This is a genomic window from Pseudoxanthomonas sp. LjRoot125 (assembly GCF_964252705.1).
Classification (GTDB): domain Bacteria; phylum Pseudomonadota; class Gammaproteobacteria; order Xanthomonadales; family Xanthomonadaceae; genus Pseudoxanthomonas_A.
In genome coordinates this window covers 155,644-178,202 of record NZ_CAXUOY020000003.1, presented here as the reverse complement: position 1 = coordinate 178,202, position 22,559 = coordinate 155,644, and the positions used below count along the sequence as shown (strand labels likewise).

Below are 22,559 nucleotides of genomic sequence, written 5' to 3'. Positions count from 1 at the left end.
AATTTCCCCGCCTTCATCGCAAAGACAGCACCGGGACACGTCTCCCTGTGGCCATTTGCCGTGAACCCTGCCCTCACTCCCGCGCAATAAACCGCAACCCCACCCCCGGTTCCGTCGCGATGTACCGCGGCGCTGTCGCGTCATCACCCAGCTTCTGTCGCAACTTGCCCACGAGGATGCGCAGGTAATGCGTGTCGTCCTGGTGGGTGGGGCCCCAGAGTTCGCGCAGCAGTTGTGGCTGGGTGACCACGCGGCCGGCGTGCTGCAGCAGCAGCGCGAGCAGGGCGAATTCCTTGCGGCTCAGCACCACCGGTTCGCCGCCCAGCGTCACTTCGCGGCGACCGAGGTCCACGTGCAGGTGGCCGTCGTCGAACACCGGCATCGCGGCGTCGGCCGGGGCGATGCGTGCGCGCAGCAGGCCGCGGATGCGCGCCATCAGTTCCTGCACGCCGAACGGCTTGGTGACGTAGTCGTTCGCGCCGCCATCGAGCGCGGCGACTTTCTCCGCCTCGCCATCGCGCACGGTCAGCATGATGACCGGCACCTGCGACCACTGGCGCAACTCGTGTAGCACGCCCTGACCGTCGAGATCGGGCAGACCGATGTCGAGCACGACGAGGTCGGCGCCATGCGCAGCCAGTTCCGCCAGCCCGGCGCGCCCGCTCTCGGCCAGCGCCACCACGTAGCCTTGCGCGCGCAGGCTGATGTCGAGGAAGCGGCGGATCTGCGGCTCGTCGTCGATCACCAGGATGCGGGCCGGCGGTGCGGACGCGTGCGGTGGCGCGGTGTAGGTCAAGCCGGTTCCTGGGGCGTGGGCGAGAGCAGCGGCAGGGTAATCCGGATCACCGTGCCGCGGCCATCGGGTCCCGGCAGCGCCTGCACGCTGCCGCCGTGCGCGCCCACCATGCCCTGGCAGATCGCCAGTCCCAGGCCGGTGCCGTGGCGGCCGCGGTCGCCGCGCTCCACGCTGTAGAACATGTCGAAGATGCGCGCGCGCTCGTCTTCCGGAATCCCGGGGCCCCGGTCGCGCACGTCGATGCGCAATGCGCCGTCGACGAGCTTCGCGTCGATCTGCACCGGTGCGTCCGCTGGCGAAAACTTCGCGGCGTTCTCCAGCACGTTGAACACCGCCTGCTCGATCAGCGCCGGGTGCACCCACACCGGCGGCACGTCCGCGGCGACCGCGGTCTGCACGTGCACGCCGGGCTGGTAGCGCTGCAGGCGCGTGACCGCCGAGCCCAGCAGCTCGTCCACGCCGATCCAGTCGCGGTTGAGCGTTAGCCCGCGATGACCGAGGCGGGTCATGTCGAGCAGGTTCTGGATGTAGCGGTCCAGCCGCTCGCCCTCCTGCTGGATGGTGTCGAGCAGGCTACGCCGGTCTTCTTCGCCCATCTGCTGTCCGTAGCTGGCCAGGCTGCTGGCCGAGCCGATCATCGAGGCCAGCGGCGAGCGCAGGTCGTGCGACACCGACGACAGCAGCGCCGAGCGCAAGCGTTCGGTTTCGCCACTGACGCGCGCGTCTTCCAGTTCGGCGACCAGCCGCGTGCGTACTACCGCCTGCGCGATGTCGTCGGCCATCGCTTCGGCGAGACGACGCTGCTCGGGCACCAGGCGCGCCGCATCGTCGAAGCGCAGGCCGAGCACGCCCAAGGTGTCGCGGTCGCCACGCAGCGGCAGGAACCAGTGCGCCGCGCCCGCCAGCGTGTCGGTGTGGCGGCCGGTGGGCTGCCCATGCTGCTGCGCCCAGTCCGCCGCCGCGCGGTCGATGTCGGACAGTACCGCGTGCGCCGGCACCGCCTGCCCCTGCACGCGCAACCACGCCTCGCCGGGCAACGCGCGCGACAACGCCTTGCGGCCTGCGGCCAACACCTGTCCCAGGTCGGCGGCCCCCGCCAGGTCGCGCCCCAGCGCCTGCAGCGCCGTGGCCTGCGCATTGGCCGCGCGCAGCGCCACCACCTGCATGCGCAGGCGCGACGCGAGCCGGCCGGCGACCAGCGCTGCCACCAGGAACAGCACCACCGTGGTCACGCCCTGCCGTGCGCCGATGTTGAGGGTGAAACGCGGTTCGATGAAGAAGAAGTTGTAGGCCAGGAAACTCAACAGTGCCGCGACGACCGCGGCCGTCATGCGCGTGCGCGCGGCCACCAGCACCACCGCGACGATGAACACCATCGACAGGTCGTCCAGCCCCACCCAGCGCTCGGCCAGCGCCGCGACACCGACCGCGAGTACCGACGCCACGGCAGCGAAGGCCAGATCGTGGCGGCCCAGCAGGTCCGACAGGCGCGTGTCGCCGCGACGCGCCCGGGCGCGGGCTTCCGGCGTGCTGATGATGACCAGCTCGTAATGAGCGCCGCGCTGCAGGAGCTGCTGGGTCAGCGTGCGATTGAACATGCGCGCCACCGGCCGCTCGCGTGTTCGCCCCAGCACCAGCGTGGACGCACCGTTCTGCGCGGCGTGGTCGAGCAATGCATCGGCGATGCGCGCTCCGCGCAGCACATCGGTCTCCGCGCCGAGGCGCCGCGCCAACGCGAACGCTTGATCGATCTCGCGCTGACGCGCTTCATCCAGTGCATCGGCGACCTGCACCGTCACCACGGCCCATGGCGCGTCGCGACGCTCGGCGATGCGGCGCGCGGCGCGCACCAGGTACTCGGACTGGCCCAGTCCGTCGATCGCGACCAGCACCCGCCGGCGCAACGGCAGACCCGGGAGCCCGCGCGCGGCCTGGTCCTCGCGCAGATCGGCATCCACGCGGTCGGCGGCGGTCTGCATGGCGAGTTCGCGCAGTGCGATCAGGTTGGATGGCGAGAAGAACGCCTGCAATGCCTGCGCTGCCTGTTCGGGCAGGTAGACCTTGCCCTGGTGCAACCGTTCGATCAGCTCACGCGGCGGCAGGTCGACCAGCACGATGTCGCGCAGCCGATCAAACACGGCATCCGGCACGGTCTCGCTGACGCGTACGCCGGTGATCCGGTGCACCACGTCGTTGAGGCTCTCCAGGTGCTGGATGTTGACCGTCGTGTGCACATCGATGCCGGCGTCGAGCAGTTCGATCACGTCCTGCCAGCGTCGTTCGTGGCGGCTGCCAGGCGCGTTGCGGTGGGCCAGTTCGTCCACCAGCGCGATCTGCGGACGACGGGCCAGCAGCGCGTCCAGGTCCATTTCCTCCAGCCAGCGACCCTGGTAGGCCACGCGCCTGCGCGGCAGGATCTCCAGTCCCTCGGTCAGCGCAGCGGTTTCGGCGCGCCCGTGCGTCTCGACGATGCCCACCACCACGTCCTGGCCTTGCCGGCGCAGCTCGCGCGCCCGCGACAGCAGCGTATAGGTCTTGCCCACGCCCGGCGCCGCGCCGAGGAACACGGTCAACCGCCCGCCCCGCTCGCGCTGCAGGTGGTCGATCAGCGCGTCGGCCTGGCGGTGGCGAGGGTCGGTCATGGACCTATTGTGCGCGTGGAACGGCTCAACGCGCTTGTGCATCGAGTGCCAGATTCAGTTCCAGCACGTTGATCCTCGGTGCGCCGAGGACGCCGAACTGCGGAGCCTCGGTGTGCGCCACGACGAGGGCTTCGACCCCGGCGGCATCGACGCCGCGCGCGCGCGCCACGCGGGGGATCTGGATGCGCACGGCGGCCGGCGACAGGTGCGGATCGATGCCGCCGCCGGACTGGGTGACCAGGTCGCCGGGGACGTCGGACGGCGCCACCTGCTCGCGCGCGGCGACGGCGGCGCGCGCTTCATCGATGCGCGCACGCAGGTCGGGGTTGGTGCGCGCCTGGTTACTGCCGGCCAGCGCCATCGTGTCGTAGTTCGCCGCCGATGGGCGCGACTGGAAATAGCGATCATCGGCGAACGGCTGGGCGACCAGCGACGAGCCGATCACCCGCCCGTCGTGTTCGATCAGGCTGCCGGTGGCCTGGTCGGGAAACAGCACGCGGCCCAGGCCGGTGCCGGCAAGCGAGTACAGCAGGCCGAAGCCGAGCAGCGAGACGGCGGCCAGCATCAGCGACGGACGGAGTGCGCCCTGGGGGGCGGAAGCAGTGGTCATGGCAATTCCTCAGGCGCCGGTAACGGCGGCCAGCAACAGATCGATGAGCTTGATGGCGGCGAACGGCAGCAGCACGCCGCCCACGCCGTAGACCAGCATGTTCCGGCGCAGCAGCGCGGTGGCGCCGGATGGACGGAAGCGCACGCCGCGCAAGGCCAGCGGGATCAGCAGCGGGATGATGATGGCGTTGAAGATCAGCGCCGCGATCACCGCGTTGGTCGGGCTGGACAGCTGCATGACGTTGAGCGCGGCCATCGAGGGGATGGCGGACGCGAACAGCGCCGGCAGGATCGCGAAGTACTTCGATACGTCGTTGGCCAGCGAGAAGGTGGTCAGCGCGCCGCGCGTGATCAGCTGCTGCTTGCCGACTTCGACGACCTCCAGCAACTTGGCCGGGTCGGAGTCGAGATCGACCATGTTGCCCGCCTCCTTCGCCGCCTGCGTGCCGGAGTTCATCGCCAGGCCCACGTCGGCCTGCGCCAGCGCCGGTGCGTCGTTGGTGCCGTCGCCGACCATCGCGACCAGGCGGCCACCGGCCTGTTCCTGGCGGATGCGCGCCAGCTTGTCTTCGGGGCGTGCCTCGGCGATGTAGTCGTCCACGCCGGCTTCGGCGGCGATGGCGGCGGCGGTCAACGGGTTGTCGCCGGTGATCATCACCGTGCGGATGCCCATGGCGCGCATGTGGGCGAACTTTTCCTTGATGCCGTGCTTGACCACGTCGGAGAGTTCGACCACGCCGAGCACGTGGTTGCCATCGCTGACGACCAGCGGCGTGGCGCCGTTGCGGGCGACCTGTTCCACCCGCGCGTTGAGTTCGGCGGGCGCGGTGCCGTCGTGCGCTTGCACATGCTTGAGGATCGCGTCGGCCGCGCCCTTGCGGATCACGCGCGCGTGGCCGCGGCCATCGTCCGGCAGATCCACGCCGGACATGCGCGTCTGCGCGGTGAAGGCGATGAAGGTCGCGTGCTGCGGGTCCACCAGCACGGCGCCCTGCTCGCGCGCCAGCTTCACGATCGACTTGCCTTCCGGCGTGGGGTCGGCCAGCGAGGCGAGCATGGCGGCATCGCGCAGTTGCTCGCGGTCGACGCCGGCCAGCGGATGGAACAGCGTGGCCTGGCGGTCGCCGTGGGTGATGGTGCCGGTCTTGTCGAGCAGCAGCACGTCGACGTCGCCGGCCACTTCCACCGCCTTGCCCGACTTGGCCAGCACGTTGGCGGCCAAGGCGCGGTTCATGCCGGCGATGCCGATGGCCGGCAGCAGGCCGCCGATGGTGGTGGGAATCAGGCAGACCAGCAGCGCGACCAGCAGCAGCGGATCGAGCTTGGCGCCGACGAAACCCGCAATGAAGGGCAGCGTGACCACGACGATGAGGAAGGTCAGCGTCATCGTCAGCAGCAGCAGGCCTAGGGCGATCTCGTTCGGCGTCTTCTGCCGGTTGGCGCCTTCGACCAGCGCGATCATCCGGTCGAGGAAGCTGTGGCCAGGCTCGGCAGTGATCTTCACCACGATCTCGTCCGACAGCACCTGGGTGCCGCCGATCACGCCGCTGCGGTCGGTGCCGGCTTCGCGCAGCACCGGGGCGGATTCGCCGGTGACGGCGGATTCGTTGATCGTGGCCAGTCCTTTGACGATCTCGCCATCGGCCGGGATCTGTTCGCCGGCCGACACGATGACGTAGTCGCCGGGCCGCAGCTCCGCCGCGGGCAGGCGGCGTTCGGTGCCGCCGAGCGGCGTATCCACGCGGCGGGCGACGAGATCCTTGCGGGCGCGCCGCAGCGATGCCGCCTGGCCGCGGCCGCGCGCCTCGGCGACGGCTTCGGCGAAGTTGGCGAACAGCACGGTGACGAACAGCAGCACGGTCACCGCCCAGCCGATGTCGGGCGCGGTGGTGCCGGCGAGCGTCAGCCCGGCGGTCAGCCACGTGCCCAGCCAGACCACGGCCATGACTGGATTCTTGAAGGCGTGCTGCGGGGCGAGCTTGGCGAACGACGCGATCACCGCGGCGTGGACGCCGGCGCGGTCGAGCAGGACCGGCGCACGGCCGGAGGAGCGTGAGGAAGAAGGAGTCATGTCGGTGTTCTCAGAGCGCGCTCAAGGCCAGGTGGTCGGCGATCGGGCCGAGGACCAGCACGGGCATGAACTGCAGCAGGGTCAGGATGACGACCACGGCGATCAGGGTGAGCGCGAAGGTCGGGGTTTCCACCTGGAGGGTGCCGGGGCTTTCCGGCGCGGCGCGCTTGCGGGCGAGCGACGCGGCGATGGCCAGCGGGATGATCAGCGCGGGGTAGCGGCCGAGCAGCAACATCAGCGTCGTACTGAGGTTCCACCAATAGGTCGCATCGCCCAGCCCCTCGAAGCCGGAACCGTTGTTGGCGAAGGCCGAGGTGTACTCGTAGAACACCTGGCTGATGCCGTGGAAACCGGGATTCGAGTTGCCGGTGATCGAGGGCACCGCCAGCGTGGTGGCGGTGAACGCCAGCAATGCCAGCGGCTGCAGCAGCACCAGCGCGGCGAGCAGTTTCACTTCATGCGCTTCGATCTTGCGCCCGAACAGTTCCGGCGTGCGGCCGGTCATCAGGCCGGCAAGGAACACGCTGAGCAGCAGATAGACGAGGAACTGCTGCAGGCCGCAGCCGATGCCGCCCCAGATCGCATTCACCAGCATGGTGCCGAGCGTCACCAGCCCGGTCAGTGGCGCCAGCGAGTCGTGCATCGCATTGACCGAGCCGTTCGATGTCTGCGTGGTGACGGCCGCCCACAGCGCGGACGGCGCGTCGCCGAAGCGGACTTCCTTGCCTTCCATCAGGGCGATGTCGGTGGCGGTGCCGGACAGGCTTTCGGACCACAGCGCAGCGCCCGTCGACACCAGCGACATCGTCAGCATGGTGCCGAACACCAGTGCGGTGAATCTCCGCCGGCCGGTGAAACCGCCGACCATGAAGGCGATGGCGACCGGGATCAGCACGATGCCCAGCGTTTCCAGCAGGTTCGAGAACGGCGTGGGGTTCTCCAGCGGCACCGCGCTGTTCGGGCCATACCAGCCGCCGCCATTGGTGCCCAACTGCTTGGCCGCCACCATCGGCGCGACCGGGCCGACCGGAATCTTCTGCTCGGCCATCTCCGCCGTCGTGTCGATCGGCGTGGCGACCGGTCCACCCTGCAGCGTCGACGGCACGCCCTGCCAGGTCAGCAGCAGCGACCACAGCAGGCACAACGGCAGCATCAGGCGCACGGCCGGGCGGATGACGTCGGCCCAGTAGTTGCCGAGATCGGCGTCACCGGCGGCGGGCGTGGTGGCCTTGTCGCCGCGGCCACCGAAGAAGCCACGCAGCGTGGCCACGACCAAGGCCAGGCCCATCATCGGCGTGACCACCTGCAGGCCGACGATGCCGGTCATCTGCGCGAGGTGCGACAGCTGCGCCTGGCCCGAGTAGTGCTGCTGGTTGGTGTTGGTGAGGAACGACACCATCGTGTGCAGCGCCAGGTCCCAGCGCATGTTCGGCGCATCGTTGGGATTGAGCGGCAACCACGCCTGGGTCATGAAGACGCCCCAGGTCAGCACGCCGAGGACCAGGTTGCTCAGCAGGAAGGCTTTCGCATACGCCTTCCAGTCCATGCCCTGCGCCGGATCGACGCCGAGCAGGCGGTACAGCGGTCGTTCGAGCCAACCGAACAACGCATCGCCGCGCATCGGCGCACCGCGCATGACCGCCGCGAGATAGCGGCCCAGCGGCCAGCCCAGCGCGATGGCCAGCGCGAATACAAGGAGGAATTCAGTCATGGAGGTCGTCCATCGGGGCGCGTACGCGCCGCGTGATCAGCAGGAACAGGAGACCGGCACCGGCGAGCACGCCCGCCAGGGCCAGCAGCAGATGAAGGAAGTCGGTGGCCATGGCGATGCTCAGAACGCAGCCTGGAGCGCCGCTTCCACGCGCGAACCGGCCAGGCCGGGGAACAGCGTCTTCGCGCGGTTGTCGGTGGCATGCGCCGTGACACGCAGTTCGAACGGCGCCTTGAACGCCCACACGGCGCCGAGCTGCACATGCGCGTAACTGTCGTCGTAGACGTCGTCCAGCCCGTAGTAGCCGGCCACGGCTTCCACGCGGAGCTGGTCGTTCAGCGGGAACCTCGCGCCGAGTTGGGCATAGGCGCCCGCGTCATCGGTGGCGAGCGCTTCAGTGGAATACCCCAGCTGCGCCCAGTAGTTCTGCTTCCACGTCAGCGTACCGATGGCCTCGGTCCAGTCCAGGTCGACGGTGGTGGACGGATAACGGTAGTGGGTCAGGTTGAGGTCGAGCGCCCAGTCGTCCGACAGCGTTCCACCCCAGCCCACGGTGACATCGATTTCACTGCTGGCGTGGGTGTCCGGTGCGAACTCGACGTTCGAGCCCCACACCGCGCCGTACACGCCGTTATCGGCCGTGGCCTTGAAGCCGGCCTGCACGGCCGGATCGCCCTGGGTCTGGGTGGTGCCACGCCAGACGTAATCGGTGGTGAGCGCACCGGAACCGTTGAAGGTAGCGGCGTGCGTGGTGGACGCCATCGCCAGCAGCAGGCCGGCGGCGACGGAAGAAACGACGAGACGCGCCGGCATCGACCGGCGCGGAAGGAACGAGGAGGAAGACATCGGTGCGATCCAGGCGGAAGACGTTCCGCCGACCGCGAAAGTCTGGTCCTGCCCCGCGTAAAGCCGCCATGCGCTTCCCGCGCACCGCCGTAAATTCGGCGTAAAACCGCGCGCCCCGACTCAGCCGGCGTTGCGTGCCTGCGACGATGGCGTGCCGAGCACGTGCTCCGCATCCTGATCGAACACCGGCGCGGCGAACGGCGCCGGACCCGGCGTGCGCCCGAACGCGATGGGTCGGGTGACGCCGCGATAGCTGCCGACGACGGGATGCGCGATCTCGGCCACCATGTCTTCGGCCAGCACCTGCGGATGTTCGAACATGTCTTCGACGCGTCGCGCCGCCGCGCACGGCACTTCGTCGCCGAAGTGCGCTTCCCACTCCGTTGCGGTGCGCGCCTGCAACGCGTCGTGCAGCTGCGGGACGATCTCGGCGGCCTGCGCGGCGCGCTTGCGCACGCTGTCGTAGCGCGGGTCGTCGGCCAACGCGTCCAGGCCGGTCAGGCGGCACAGCGCCTTCCAGAAGCGCGGCGTGTTGGCCGAGAGATAGAGATAGCCCTCGCGCGCCGGATGGATGCCGGTGACGCCGCCGGAGCGCATGTCGCGACCGATGTCGAGCGCTTCACCTTCGGCCCAGATCATGCGCGCGGACTGCATGGTCAGCGCGCTGCGCAACAGCGACACGCCGACGAACTGCCCGCGCCCGCTGCGTTCGCGTTCGTACAGCGCCGACGACACGCCGGCGGCGAGCAGCGCCGCCGCGTAGTAGTCCACCACCGAGCCGTAGATGATTTCCGGCGCACCGCCGCGCTTGCCCTGCAGCGTGCACATGCCGGTCATCGTCTGCAGCACCTGGTCATAGCCGGCCTTGTCCTTCATCGGCCCGGTTTCGCCGTAGCCGGTCACCGCGCAGTAGATCAACCGCGGGTTGATCACCGTCAGGCTGTCGAAATCGATGCCCAGCCGCTTCGGCACGGTGGGACGGAAGTTGTGCACCAGCACGTCGGCCTCGCGCACCAGGCGCAGCAGCGCGGCGTGGTCGGCCGGCTGCTTGAGATCGAGCGCGATGCCCTGCTTGCTGCGGTTCACGCCGAGGAAAGCGCGGCTCTCGCGCTCCAGCGTGGACGGATACTGGCGCAGGTTGTCGCCATCGGGCGGCTCGACCTTGATCACGTCGGCGCCCTGGTCGGCCAGCAGTGTGCAGCCGTACGGCCCGGCGATGTAGGCGCTGAGGTCGAGCACCTTCACCCCGCTCAGCGGGCCGACGGGACCCGTGCGCAGCCGCGAACGGAAGGGAGACGGATTGTCCATGGAAGAGGGCTCCTTCAGCCGCCGCCGCAACGGCGATGGCCAGTCTGTGCCACGGGGCGGGCGCGATACAGCCAGCGGCCGTAGCTTCTGCTGCCACAAATTCTTGCGAGCGCGCGGGCGGTCATGGCGGCGGCAGCGCCAGCCAGGTCAGGCGCCAGGCGCCGTCGTGACGCCCACCGGCGCGGTAGTACGGCCAGAACAGCAGCGGCGGTCGGCTCGCGGGCTGCAGCGAAATGGCCGCGCCCTCCTCGCCGTCGGTCACCGGCAGCACCTGCAGCCAGTCGTCCTGCGGGCCGTCGGGCAGACGGACGGTCTCTTCCGTCTTGAAGCCGTCGATCAGGTCGGTGGCGTAGGCCAGCGGGCCGCGCGTGAGCCCGACGTAATGCAGGTCCAGCACCTGCTGGTGGACCGCCGAGCCGTCCGGCGCGCGCGATTCCTGCACATTGCGCAGCACCTGCCGGTGCAGGGTCGGCCGCAACGGGAAGGCCAGTTGCACATGGTCGTCGGAACGCCACAGGCGGCGCAGGACGAGGAAAGCGCCGGGGACGACCGCGGCCTCCACGGGCTCGCCATTGACCGACACCGTGGCGCCCTCGGCCCAGGATGGAATGCGCAGCTGCAGGTCGAACGTCGCATCGCGCTGGGGCTGCACGTCCAGCGACACCTCGCCGTCGAACGGATACGCAGTGTGCTGGCGCAGCACCACCGTCCCGGCCTGTGGGTGCGCCAGGCGCGCCTCGCCGGGCCCGTAGAGCTGCACGCGGACGGTGTCGCCGTCCACCGCATACGCCAGCGACGGCAGTTCCTCCACCGCCATCGCGCCGCTGGACTTGCAGCAGCGCCAATAAGTGGTGTGCACGCGCCGCCCGTTCGGGAAGGAGTAGTAGCACCAGTCCTCGCCATCCGGCGCCTGCGCGCCGAGCAGGTCGTTGTACGCGGTGCGCTCGATCTCTTCGGCGAAACGCGCTTCGCCGGTGAGCTGCAGCAGCTCGCGGTTGAACTGGATCCACGACAGCAGCGAGCAGGTTTCCACGTAGGCATTCGGGCTGAAGCTGCCGCGTGCGTTGAACACTTCGCGCGAGCGATGGGCGACGCCGCCCCAGGGCCCGCCGCCCAGGGTCAGGTGGTGCTCGCGGATGTTCTGCCAGATGCGCTCCAGCGTGTCGCGCAGGGCGGCATCACCGGTGGCGCGGCACAGCTTCACGAGGGCGACCAGGTTCCAGAGCAGCTGGTAGGCCTTGCCAGTGGCGATCTCGGACGCGTCCGCACCGGCGTCGAGCGCGGGCAGCAGGCGCAGCGCCGGATGCGCGTTCGCCTGCTCCAGCACGCGCTGGGCGAGCGCGAGGAAGCGCGGCTCCGCGGTTTCGGCATGTAACTCCAGCGCGGCATCCATCAGCACCGTGGCCGACATGCCGTGGTGGTTGCCGAGCGTGGTGATGTCGATGCCGGACGCCAGCGCCTGCGCGCACAGGTCGGCGATGCGCGCGGCGGCCTGCGTATAGCGCGGATCCTGCAGGGCGCGCGCCGTCTCGACCAGGCCGAGGATCAGGTAGGCGTGCACCCAGATATCCCAGGTGCGCAGCGCTGGCGCGCCGTCCCAGCTGGGCGGCTTCGGCGGCTGCGGATGGAGGAAGCGTCGTTCTTCCGCGTAGGTACCCAGGTAGCCGTCGGCTTCCTGCACGGAGAGCAGGTAGTCGGCGACCGCGCGCAGGTGCGCGCCCAGCGTCGCATCGCCGCTGCGGCCATAGGCGCGGGCCGCGGCCGACAGCCATTTGCCGGCGTGTTCGCCGTACCAGTCGCCCTCGGTGTTGCGCGCGCGGTGCTCGGGCGAGAACAGCGCGATAGCGGGGCTGTCCGGCGCAGTGATGAAGTGCGAGAGGCGGCCGCGCAGGTTGGCCTCGAGGGCTGCGCCGAGGACGCCGTGCAGCTGGATGTGGTGCGGGGTCATTGCTTCAGGTACCTGGCCAGGTCGTCGATCTGCTGCGCGCTCAGGCCGGCCGCGTGCGGTCGCATCACGCCGCGGCTGAGCGCATCGACGATGCGGGTGTGGGGGCGCGTGGCGATCACCGCGCGCGGGGGAATATTGCCTTGCGGATGGTCGTGGCAGGCAGCGCAGCGCTGGGTGTACAACGTTGCCGCTGGCACGCCGGCCAGCCGCGCATCGACCGCGACGTCCTGCGTGGCGACGGCGACCGGCGCGCGATCGGTGACCCGCTTGCCGCCACGGCCGAAGGCCTGGATGCGGTCGGTGCCGACGAACACCTGCCCGCCGCCGAACGCGGGCTCGTTGTACTTGCCGCTGGTGAACAGCTCGCCCGGCGCACTGCGCCACACGATCTCGAGCGAGCGCGCGTCCAGGGCATAGAGCACGGGCCGTGGCGCATCGCCGCCGGCCAGCGAGGCCGAACGCGGTGCGTTCTCGTCGAGGATCCAGACCAGCGCATCGTCGGCGCCGCGGCTGGTCACCACCGGCGAACCGGGATTGCCGAGCACCAGCGTGGGATGGGCGCGATCGATGCGCAGGAACGGCGCGTCCGGCGACGTGCGATCCACGCGCAGGCGCACCACCGACGGCGCGATGCTGACCGGCGAGCCAGGCGCCTGCTTGGTGTTGCCGGTGACGACGACGTACTCGGCGCCCGAACCATCGCGGTACACCGCGGGCACCGAACGGGCGCGCGCCAGGTCGAGCGCCGCATCGTCTTCCGAATACGGGCCGAACACATTGAGCGGCCCACGCGTGCCGAACGGTCGCTGCGGCGACGGCGCCAGCAACGAGCGGTCGCTTGCGGCATCGGTGCTGCAGGGCGCACGGCGATCGAGCGCACCGGGCAGACGCTCGCGATCCAGCAGGTAGACGTTGCCTTGCTTGCCGCCCACGGTCATCAGCCGTCGGCCGCCCTCGCCCGCTGCGTCAGGGAACAGCGCCACGCCACCCGAGCCGAGGTCGATGTCCTTCTCGGCCGTGGTGCAGTAGTTGAACGGCGTATACGTGCCGCGCAACGCGAAACCCTTCTCGTCCGACGAGGCCAGCTTCAGCACCGACTGTGCCCAGTCGCCGTCGGAGTGCTGGTAGCCACCGAAGCCGCTGCCGGTGACCACATACACGTGGCCCTCCGCATCGACGGCAGGACCGCCCGCACCCCAGATACCGCCACTGCCCCGGTGCGGCATGGCGACCGCGGCGAACGCACCGCTGACACGTGGATGACGCGTATCCACCGCGGCGATCCAGCCCGTCTCCGATTCGCCGAACACGATGTACAGCTGCGAACCATCGGGACTGAGGTTCAACGCACCGCGCTGCACCCGGAAATCGAACTTGCGCTTCGGCGGCACCGGCGACGGGCCGGCGTTGGTGTTGAGGCGGTTGAAGGCGGCTTCGTCGAGCGTCACCGGCCAGCCCGGCAGCACGCGGCCGCTGCCCAGCTCGAGCGCATAGGCCCGCCACCGGTGCTGCGGGTCGCAATGGGTCACGTACAACCGGCCGTGCGCGACATCGATCACCGGCGTGCTCAGGATGCCGGTAGGCACGCCATCGAGCGGCGCCGGCTGCAGGCGGCAGGGTTCGCCCAGGCGCGTCTTCCAGAGGATGCGCCCTGGCGCGACGTCGCCCTGGCGCGCCGCGTTGATCGCGTAGACATGGCCGTTGTTGCTGGCGGCGATGACGACGTTATGCCGCTCGCCGGTCTGCGGGCCTGACGTGATCGCCAGCCGATCGACGTACAAGGGCGAGGCGTACAGGCGCGCCTCGCTGCCGTTGTCGGCATCGAGCGGTGGCGATTCCCATACGAGGCCGAAATCCTTCGCGCCGACGGTAGCGGGCGTCAGGACGGTTTCATCGCGGCGCCAGCCGGTGCGTGCGGCATCGACGTGGAAGGTGGCGCGGCGCACCTGGCCGGGTGCGCCGGTCGGCGCGGGTGCGGATGCAGCAGGGATCGCAGGCGCATCCAGCACGTCGGCATGCGCCGACCACAGGATGGCGTTGAGCAGCACGTGGCGCACGGAGGCTTGGCCGAGCGCATCGAGGTAGTGCCCGCCGGTGAAGACGACGCCTCGCCCGCCATTCGCTCGCTCGTGGGCCCAGGCCACGTCGGTCCGCTCGGCGATGTCCTCGATCACGGGTTCGCCGTCGCGGAACTGCGGATGCAGCACGGCCTGCAGCAGCGGCGTGCGCGCGCCGGTGCCCTGGAAGGTGGGATAGAACTCGTCGCGGTAGGCGAAGGGCTGCATGCCGGCAGTGACGGGGTGCGCGGCCGGTTCGAGCGTCGTCCACTCGGTAGTGCGATCGAACATGCCCACGCGCACCGCGCCCAGCCAACGCGCGAGACCGAAATCATCGCCTTGTGGCACCGTCGAGGCCTGGTGCAGCGCGACGACGCCAGCGCCGCGCTGCATGGCGGCGTCGAACGCCGCGCGATGCGCGGGATCGCGTAGCGGATGCTTCTCCAGGCCATCGAAATACAACACCACCGTATCCGCCTGGGTGAGCGCGGTGGGATCGGCCGGCCAGCCGTCAGGATAGGCCTGCACGCGCACGCGCCCAGAGGCTTCTTCTTCCAGCATCTTCTGCAGGTGGCGGATGCCGGCAGGATACGCATGCCGACCCGGACCTTCGCTGGCCGGGCCGCCGATCAGCACGACCGTCTTCGGCGCTCCGGCGGAGCAGGCCATCAGCACGCCGGCAAGCACCAGCGCGACCGCCCAACGACAGGTGCGCGACAACCCGCGTGCGCACCCGCCTGGCATCACGCCGCATCCACCACGCAACGGAAACCGATGCGACCGGAGCGATCCTTGCCCGGCGCCATCAACAGCAGCTTGCCGTGCTGGTCCAGTCGCTTGGCCTGGGGGAAATACCAGTGCGACGTGCGCGGCTCGTAGTCGCTGCCGCCGCGCACGATGGCCGCGCGTGTGTGCTCGTCGTGGAATTCATCCGTCCACTGCCAGACATGACCGACCAGGTCCATCACGCCGAACGGACTGGCGCCGGCCGGCCATGCGCCCACGTCGGCGGGCGGCGGCAGCACACGACCGCGGAACACCGGCGGCGCGGCATCGTCGCGCCAGGCATCGCCCCACGGATACAGGCGGCCGTCGGTACCCTGTGCGGCGTACTGCCATTCCCAGCCGTGCGGCAGGCGCTTGCGCGCCCATGCGGCGTAGGCACGCGCATCTTCCAGCGACACCCAGGTGACCGGCTTGTTCTCCCAGCCCGCCTGCGGTGCGCCATCGCGCCAGTCGCGGAGGAAATTCAGCGCATCGCGCGGCGCATAGCCGGTGGCGTCGATGAAGGTCTTGAACTGCGCGTTCGTCACCAGGTGGCGATCGATGTGGAACGCCGCAACCTGCATGCGCTGGCGATGGTGGCGGCGCGCGGTCGGTTCCCACGGAAACTGCACGTCCACACCCTCCCACACCTGCCCTTCGATCTCGATGCCCTGCACGGCGAACAGGAACTCGCCGGCGGGAATCGTCACCATGCCCGCCGGCGCGGTGCCCTGTGGCGTGGTCGCGGCGATCGCCTGCAGCGTTTGCGGTAGGGCGGTCCATCGTGCGGACAAAGACGCCAGCGGCGTCGCCGCGTGGTCCGCCATCTGCGCCAGGAAGGCATCCAGACCCTCTTCTTCCGCACCCGTGCGCAACGCCAGCAGCGCGCCGAAGCCACGGCCTTCCAGCGTCGTCTCCAGGATCGCGTGGCCGTCGATGATGCGCGGTTGCAGCGCCGTGCCGTTCCACAGATCGATATACCGCGTGCCGTCGACATGCGGCACGGCGAGTTGCTCACCGGCAATCGCGTACTCGTGGCGGTTGACCAGCGTCCACAACGTGCGGCCTTCGCCCGGGAAGCGGCTGGCGAAGATGCCGGCCTGCAGCGTGCGCTCGTACGGGCGCCAGTCCAGGCTGACCAGCAACGGCGCGAAGCGACGGTAGATCGTGGCGATGCGGCGCAGCGAGGCGGCATCGCGTGGCGTCAGCTGGTTCCACAAGCCCCACACGTTCTCCCACGCGTTGTAGCCCACGCCATTGAAGAAGATGTACTGCAAGTCGTGGTTGCGGTCGCGACCCCAGCGGTTCTCGTAGTTGATCATGTGGCGCGGTTCCAGCCACTTGAACTTCGCCACCGGCGGCACGACCTCGTTCGGCGCCTTCTTGCCCCAGCTCTGCACGTTCCAGATCAGGTGTTCTTCGGCGCTGATCGTGGATTCCGGCTGCACGACCACCGGATGGCCCAGCGCATCGCAGGCATCGAAGAACGCGCGCGGCACGCCGTTGTAGGTGTCGCCGTTGATGCCGTCCGCGCCGACCGCCTTGACGATCCGCGCGATGGCTTGCCAGTCCGGCGCGCCTTCGTCGCGGGTACCGTTGTCCCACGGCATCGTGGTGAGGAACACGCGCACGCCGCGGCGATGGAAATCGTCGACCGCGCCGCGCAGCGCCTCCAGCCCGCCCGGCAGGCTGCGCGCCAGGTCGAACTGGTTGCGGTCGTCCACGCCGATGTTCGGGTACACGCACCACAGCAGCACGCTGTCGAGGCCACCGAAGCGCGCTTCCAGATCATCGAGGTAGCGGTCGACGGTGTAGCGGCCGGCGACGGGATCGTAAAGGTAGCGGTCCTCGACCATCACCTGCGCATGCACGAAGTTGCGCTGCGCCCATTGCAGTTCCGGCCTGCGGTAGTTGGCGTCGTCGTAACCGATGCGCGTGAGGTGCTCGCGCCGCCAATCCTTCAGCTCGGCGACCCAGTCGTCGGCCGAGGCGTTGGCATCGATCTTCCACTGGCCGATGTCGGCGAACGGCCAACCCGGCGCCTTGCCCGGTGTGGGCAGGTAGCGCTGCGTGGTGACGTGGGAAAACTTGTATTCGGTCTTCACCACGTGCGCGTCGTCGTGACCAGCAGCTTCGTGGGAATCGGGGAACGTGGGAGTGCTCATGGGGAGATCTTGGATCGGGACGATGGATCAGTCGCGGGGAAGGCCGCAGTAAGCCGCCAGGGCGGCCTGCTGCGAGGGTGCGTCGACATGCCCGGCGAGCCAGGCTTCGACTTCCGGGCGCGCCGGGATGCTGGTCTGCGCGCCCAGCCGGGTGCAGGCGAGCGCAGAGGCCGCGCTGGCGAAGCGTAGCGCGTCCGCCAGCCCGGCATGCTCGGCCAGGCGGGCCGCCAGCGCACCGCAGAACGTATCGCCCGCCGCGGTCGTATCCACGGCGTCGATCGGGAACGCGGGCTGCAGGAAGATTTCACCGCCCCGCCGTGCGAAGCAACCACGCGCGCCAAGCGTCACGATCACGCAGGGCACCGGCAGGCGCGCCGCCTGCGCGGCCACGGAACCTTCGCCGGCCAGCGTGGCCAGTTCGCCTTCGTTGACGACCAGCACATCGACGCTGTCCAGCAGGCCCGCAGGCAGCGGGGTGGCGGGTGCGGCATTCAACACCACCCGCACGCCGGCCTCGCGGGCAAGCCGGGCGTAGCTGGCCACGCTGTCCAAGGGTGTTTCCAGTTGCAGCAGCAAGTGGCTGATGCCGCGCAGCGAAGGGAGATGGTGCGGCATCAATCCCGCGTTGGCGCCCGGTGCGACGGTGATCGCGTTCTCCGCGTCGTCGGACAGGCAGATGAAGGCGGTGCCGCTGGCGGTATCCGGCACGCGCACGATGTGCATGGCCACGTCGGCATCGGCAAGGGCGGCTTCGAGTACCACGGCGTACGGATCGTCACCGAGCGCGAGCAGCATGCGGGTCGCCACGCCGCCGGCACGCGCACTGGCGACGGCCTGGTTGGCGCCCTTGCCACCCGGAAACGTCGCGAACTCACGACCCAATACGGTCTCGCCCGGCGCCGGTACGTGCGTCGCACGCACGACGAAATCGAGATTGGCCGACCCTGCTACCAGCACGCCGCCCTGGCCGCGGCTCATGGTGTCGCCGCCGAATAGACCGCGCGATAGAACGGCGTAGCCAGCTTGGGCAATGGAGGCGCTCCATCGGTGGGCAGGTGCTGCGACAGCAGCAGGATAACCAGGCCGCGCTCGCGGTCGATGGTGAAGTACGTGGAAGCGGCGCCGGACCAGCCGAACTGTCCGCGCGATCCGGGACGCGTACTGATCGCCGGATCGGTCACGACATACCCGCCCAGCCCGAAGCCTTCGCCCGGCTCGGGTGCGGGCACCGGCGGATCGAAGCCCGCGAGCTGGTCGGACATCATCATCGCCACAGTGTCCTCGCGCAGCAGGCGAACGCCCTCAAGCGCGCCGCCGTCGACCAGCATCCGCGCGAAGCGCAGGTAGTCGGCGGCGGTGGAATAGAGGCCGCCGGCACCGCTCGTGTAGGGACGCAGGCGGACGCCGGGTTCGCGCGCAGACGGTGTATCTGCCAGGACGCGTTGCCCTGCGGCATTGCGCGTGGTCAGCGCCATGATGCGGCCACGCTGTGCTGCGGGCACTTCAAAACCGGTGTCGTGCAGGGCGAGTGGCGCAAAGATGCGCGTACGCAGGAAGGTCTCGAACCGCTGCCCGCTCGCGACTTCGATGACCCGCGCCAGCACTTCGGTATTGACGCCGTCGTAGCGGAAACGCGTGCCCGGCTCGATGCCGAGCGGCGCGCGTGCGACGCGATCGGTGTAGCCGGCGAGGTCCGTGGCTTCTTCCGGCGCCTGCGCCTGCAGCAGGGCGGATGCCACGCGAATGTCGTCACCGCCCGTGGCGAAACCGGCGGTGTGCGTCAGCAGGTGCCGCACGGTCAGCGGGCGCTGCACCGGCACGAGCGTGGGGGCCTCGACGCTGCCACCCGCGACCCGCTGCAGACCCGCGAATGCAGGCAGGTAGGTGGCTACCGGGGCATCGAGTTGCAACCTGCCCTCTTCCACCAGCATCAATGCCGCCACCGAGGTGACGGGCTTGGTCATCGAGTAGATGCGGAAGATCGCGTCTTCGCGCAGCGGGTGCCGGCCTTGCAGGTCGGCATGGCCGAACGCACCGCGGTAGACCACGGCGCCATGATCGGCGACCACGGCGACGGCCCCCAGGTAACCGGCATCGCCGGTGTCCCGGGTGAGCAACGCATCCATGGGCGCACGGGGCAGCGGCGACGGAGCGGCCGTCGCGCAGGCGGCGAGCGAGAGCATCAGGACCATCCAAAGCCCGCGCCGCCCTGGAGAGGGAGCGGCGCGGGTGGATGCAGCGTGGGGGAGTGCCGACATCCGCAGATCGTGGATCAGAACGTATATTCGTAGGTGACGGAATACATCCGGCCGCGGCCCGCGAAGTAGTTCTTGAAGAAGTCCACCTGCGACCAGCTGAGGATGTACTGCTTGTTGGTGAGGTTCTCGATGCCCAGCGTCACACGGCCATAGTTCTCGAAGCGGTAGTTCGCGCTCAGATCGAAAAGCGTGTAGCCCCGCGTGTGCTCCTGGAAGGAGTACGTCTGTCCATCGAATGCCCGCGTGTCGGAACCGGTGAGATCGCGATCCAGCAGTTTCGTGGCGTTGAGGGTGACGTCACCCTGCTCGTTGAAGCGCCAGTTGACCGAAGCGCCGATCTTGTCCGGGTTGATGTCCGAGACACCGATCGGCTTGTTGAGTCCACCGGCGGGATAACGATCCAGGAGATCGGCATTCCAGAATGCGGTCTCGCCGCGGATACGCGAGTACAACCCGTTGACCTTCCACTGCGGGTTGAAGCGCCACTCGCCGCTCAGTTCGACGCCCTTGATGCGCGTGGGAGCGCGGTTGAGCACGTAATCGTTGGTCGCCGGGTCGACCGCCAACGAGGTGCCGAACGGCGAGCGCGAGTCGTAGTACGAACCGCCGAGCGAACCGCGGTCGCCACGCCAGTTGAAACCGTACTCGCGGTTGTCCACGACAATCGCCTGCAGGTCGCGGATCCGGTCCACCGACTGGCCTGGCACGTTGATGTTGCGCAGCGGGATACCGATGTTGGGGAGGCTGAAGCCCTCGCCATACGAAGCGAACACCGACCAACCGCCCGCGATCCGCCAAATGGCGCCGAAGTTGACCAGGTTCTCGGTGTATTCCACACCGCCGCCTTCGACGAACACGCTGTTGCGATAGGGCGTGGTGGTGTAGCTGTCCACATGCAGCTCGCCGTCTTCGCGGCGGAAACCGCCGCTCAGGGTCACGGGCCCCAGGTCGTAGCTGAGCTGGACGTACGGCGCCAGGCTCGTGTATTCCATGGGAGGCACCCACAGCCGGTCGGTCAGCGCCAAGCGCTGTTGCGCTTCGTCATATACGTAGTCGACGCCGGTGCGGAGTTCCAGCCCTTCGACGCCGAACAGCGACGTGCGCGTCCACGACGGGCGGAATCCCCACTTCTTGCTGGTGATCTCCGACTGGTCGAAGATGCGCTCGGCGCCTACCGGCAGCGGCCAAACCAACTGGCGATCATCGCCGTTCTCCGGCAGGTAGCGCATGGCCTGGTCGGCCCAGTAAGCGTTCAACACCAGGTTGCCGCCAAGGAAGTCCCCGTGCGTGTAGAGCGCGTTCAATTGCTCGAAGTCGTTGAATTCCGCCTTGCTGCCGAAGATATGGCCGCGCTCGGACGTATTGGTCACGGGATTGGCGCAGGTGCCGGGCCGGCAACCTTCCACCTGGATGTAATCGCCATTGCCTTCGATCTTGAAATTGCTGTAGCTCAGCTGGATGCGTTGCACACCGTCTTCGCCGAAGTTGATGCCGCCCTTCAGAAACAGGTTGCGGGCCACCGAATCGGATACCGAGCCGCTGGTGTTCATGCCGACCCGGCGACCGTCCGCGTCGTAGGACATGCCGCGCTCGATCGTCGAGACGCCCACCACCAGGTCCTTGTTCTCCTGCTTGAACGCGTAGTTCAGGCCGAGCTTCCAGCCGGCGCTGTCGTCCTTGAACTGGGTGGAGTAGCGCGACAGGAAGCGGAACTCGCTGCCTTCCTTGGTGGGCACGGTGGAGATGTAGTTGATGATGCCGCCGGCGGCGCCGATGCCTTCGGACGCTGACGGACCGTTGATGACCTCGATGCGGTCCACGATGCCCATGTCGGTGAAGGTGGCATTGCGTCCACCTTCGCGCAACGGCGATCCCTGGGGCACGCCGTCGAAGAGGCGCAATGCGATGCGGCCGCGCAGCGTCTCGCCGGTGTTGCTCATGGCTTGCGACGACTCTGCGTAACCCGGCACGGTGCGCGCAAGCACCGCCGTGGCGTCTTCGGTGACCGCCAGCGTGTGCTTGATCTCTTCCTTCGACACCAGCGACACGGCACCGGGAATCCTGTCGATCGACTTCGGCGCGCGCACGCCGGTCACGATCACCTGATCCAGGTCGACGGCGTCCTTGGCCTTGGCTTCTTCGGTCGCCGCGTCCTGCGGCGGCAGCGGCGTGTTCTGTTGGGCCTTGACGCTGGCGCTGACGGCGGCGGCGAGTAGGAAAACGCCGAACGCGGCGGGTACCTGTTTCATGGTCTGTTCTCGAAATGCGGGGTGGGCGGCGGCGCGCGAAGCGCCTGCCGCATGGCAAGGGTGAGTGCGAGAAAGGCCGCTCCCGGCGGCCGGCGTGCCCAGCGTTCCTCCCAGACGCTCGAACCCGACGATGTTCGAAGCGTAGGCGGACGTCCGTCACGGAAGAATCGCCCGCGGATATGTTCACAGGCTAGTTTTTGTAGCGTGCACTGCAACATGACGCCGCGCCGTGCGGCGTGGATCAACCCTGCCCTGCGGTGGCGCGGCTTTCCTGGAGCAGCACCGTCACCAGGCGGATGCGCACCGTCGAGCGCGACCACACCATGCCGATCCGGCGCGGCTCGCTGGGCATCGGCAGCGGGATGCGGACCAGGTCCAGGCCTTCAGGCCACGGTTTGGCCCAGTCCGGCACCAGCGATACGCCCAGGCCACGGTCCACCATGACGGCGATGGCGTTGAGCCCGTTCAGTTCGAAGCGCTCGTGCGGCACGATGCCGGCGCGGCGCAGGTAGTCGTCCGCCACGCGCCCACCCCACTGGTTGCGGTCGTAGCGGATCAGCGGCTCGCTGCGCAGCAGCTCGTGCGGGTCGCGGCCGGCCATGCGCGCCGGCGCGATGACCACCAGCGGTTCTTCGCGCAGCAGCTGCCAGTCGCAGGTCTTGGGCAGGTTGTAGGGCGCCTGCAATACCAGCGCGGCATCCAGCTCGCCGTTCTCCACGGCGCGATACAGCTCCGCCGAGTAGCCGGGCCGGATGTAGACGTTGATCTGCGGGAAGGCGTCGACCATCCGCGCCAGGATGTCCGGCAACATGCCGGCCAGCGCGGTCGGGCATGCGCCCAGCCGCAGTTCGCCGGAGACTTCGCTGTCGTTGGCGACGCTGCGCATGTCGGCGACGTCGCGCAGCAGGTCGCGGGCACGCTGCAGGATGCGCGAGCCTTCCTCGGTCAGGCTGACGGTGCGGCCGGCGCGGGCGATCAGCGGTGCGCCGAGTTCTCGCTCCAGCGTGCGGATCTGCTGGGCCACGGCGGCAGGCGTGATGTTGAGCACGCGTGCGGCCGCGGCCATCGAGCCCCGGTCGGCCACCACCACGAAGGTATTCAGGAACTGGGTGTCCACGCGCCTCCCCTGCTGCC

General features: G+C 69.1%; 14 protein-coding genes. All 14 read right to left on the bottom strand.

Annotated elements, in window-relative coordinates; genetic code table 11:
• Window positions 1-73: 73 nt before the first annotated feature.
• The 14 genes from ACSION_RS17815 to ACSION_RS17750 all read right to left on the bottom strand — a co-directional run bounded on the left by ACSION_RS17815 (window position 74) and on the right by ACSION_RS17750 (window position 22,542).
• Window positions 74-796, bottom strand: coding sequence for a response regulator (locus ACSION_RS17815; protein ID WP_435307113.1), 723 nt, complete (start codon window positions 794-796; stop codon window positions 74-76).
• The gene (locus ACSION_RS17810; RefSeq protein WP_435307112.1) at window positions 793-3,438 is read right to left on the bottom strand and encodes an ATP-binding protein; all 2,646 of its coding nucleotides are present in this window, start codon (window positions 3,436-3,438) and stop codon (window positions 793-795) included. The genes ACSION_RS17815 and ACSION_RS17810 overlap by 4 nt, the downstream gene beginning before the upstream one ends.
• 25 nt (window positions 3,439-3,463) lie before the next feature.
• Entirely contained in the window at window positions 3,464-4,048 is a 585-nt protein-coding gene (gene kdpC / locus ACSION_RS17805; protein WP_435307111.1) for a potassium-transporting ATPase subunit KdpC, read from the bottom strand.
• Window positions 4,049-4,057: 9 nt separating this feature from the next.
• Window positions 4,058-6,118 (bottom strand): potassium-transporting ATPase subunit KdpB, encoded by a 2,061-nt coding sequence (gene kdpB, locus ACSION_RS17800; protein ID WP_435307110.1) that lies wholly within the window; start codon window positions 6,116-6,118, stop codon window positions 4,058-4,060.
• A gap of 10 nt (window positions 6,119-6,128) precedes the next feature.
• Window positions 6,129-7,829, bottom strand: a complete 1,701-nt coding sequence (kdpA, locus tag ACSION_RS17795; RefSeq protein WP_435307109.1) for a potassium-transporting ATPase subunit KdpA — start codon at window positions 7,827-7,829, stop codon at window positions 6,129-6,131.
• Window positions 7,830-7,949: 120 nt separating this feature from the next.
• Window positions 7,950-8,675 (bottom strand): TorF family putative porin, encoded by a 726-nt coding sequence (locus ACSION_RS17790; protein ID WP_435307108.1) that lies wholly within the window; start codon window positions 8,673-8,675, stop codon window positions 7,950-7,952.
• A gap of 120 nt (window positions 8,676-8,795) precedes the next feature.
• Entirely contained in the window at window positions 8,796-9,983 is a 1,188-nt protein-coding gene (locus ACSION_RS17785; protein WP_435307107.1) for a CaiB/BaiF CoA transferase family protein, read from the bottom strand.
• Window positions 9,984-10,104: 121 nt separating this feature from the next.
• Window positions 10,105-11,931: a glycoside hydrolase family 127 protein gene (locus ACSION_RS17780; protein WP_435307106.1), complete on the bottom strand. Its 1,827-nt coding sequence runs from the start codon at window positions 11,929-11,931 to the stop codon at window positions 10,105-10,107.
• On the bottom strand, window positions 11,928-14,732 hold the full coding sequence (locus ACSION_RS17775; protein ID WP_435307105.1) for a ThuA domain-containing protein: 2,805 nt from the start codon (window positions 14,730-14,732) through the stop codon (window positions 11,928-11,930). The genes ACSION_RS17780 and ACSION_RS17775 overlap by 4 nt, the downstream gene beginning before the upstream one ends.
• Complete coding sequence (locus tag ACSION_RS17770; RefSeq protein WP_435307104.1) at window positions 14,732-16,918, bottom strand: SUMF1/EgtB/PvdO family nonheme iron enzyme; 2,187 nt, start codon at window positions 16,916-16,918, stop codon at window positions 14,732-14,734. The genes ACSION_RS17775 and ACSION_RS17770 overlap by 1 nt, the downstream gene beginning before the upstream one ends.
• 27 nt (window positions 16,919-16,945) lie before the next feature.
• On the bottom strand, window positions 16,946-17,896 hold the full coding sequence (locus ACSION_RS17765; RefSeq protein ID WP_435307103.1) for a ribokinase: 951 nt from the start codon (window positions 17,894-17,896) through the stop codon (window positions 16,946-16,948).
• Window positions 17,893-19,101 carry a serine hydrolase domain-containing protein gene (locus ACSION_RS17760; protein WP_435307102.1) on the bottom strand — a complete coding sequence of 403 codons (1,209 nt, stop codon included), beginning with the start codon at window positions 19,099-19,101 and terminating at the stop codon, window positions 17,893-17,895. Before ACSION_RS17760 ends, ACSION_RS17765 begins: the two co-directional genes overlap by 4 nt.
• A gap of 89 nt (window positions 19,102-19,190) precedes the next feature.
• On the bottom strand, window positions 19,191-21,425 hold the full coding sequence (locus ACSION_RS17755) for a TonB-dependent receptor (protein WP_435307101.1): 2,235 nt from the start codon (window positions 21,423-21,425) through the stop codon (window positions 19,191-19,193).
• Between the two features lie 241 nt (window positions 21,426-21,666).
• Window positions 21,667-22,542: a LysR family transcriptional regulator gene (locus ACSION_RS17750; protein ID WP_435307100.1), complete on the bottom strand. Its 876-nt coding sequence runs from the start codon at window positions 22,540-22,542 to the stop codon at window positions 21,667-21,669.
• Window positions 22,543-22,559 lie beyond the last annotated feature (17 nt).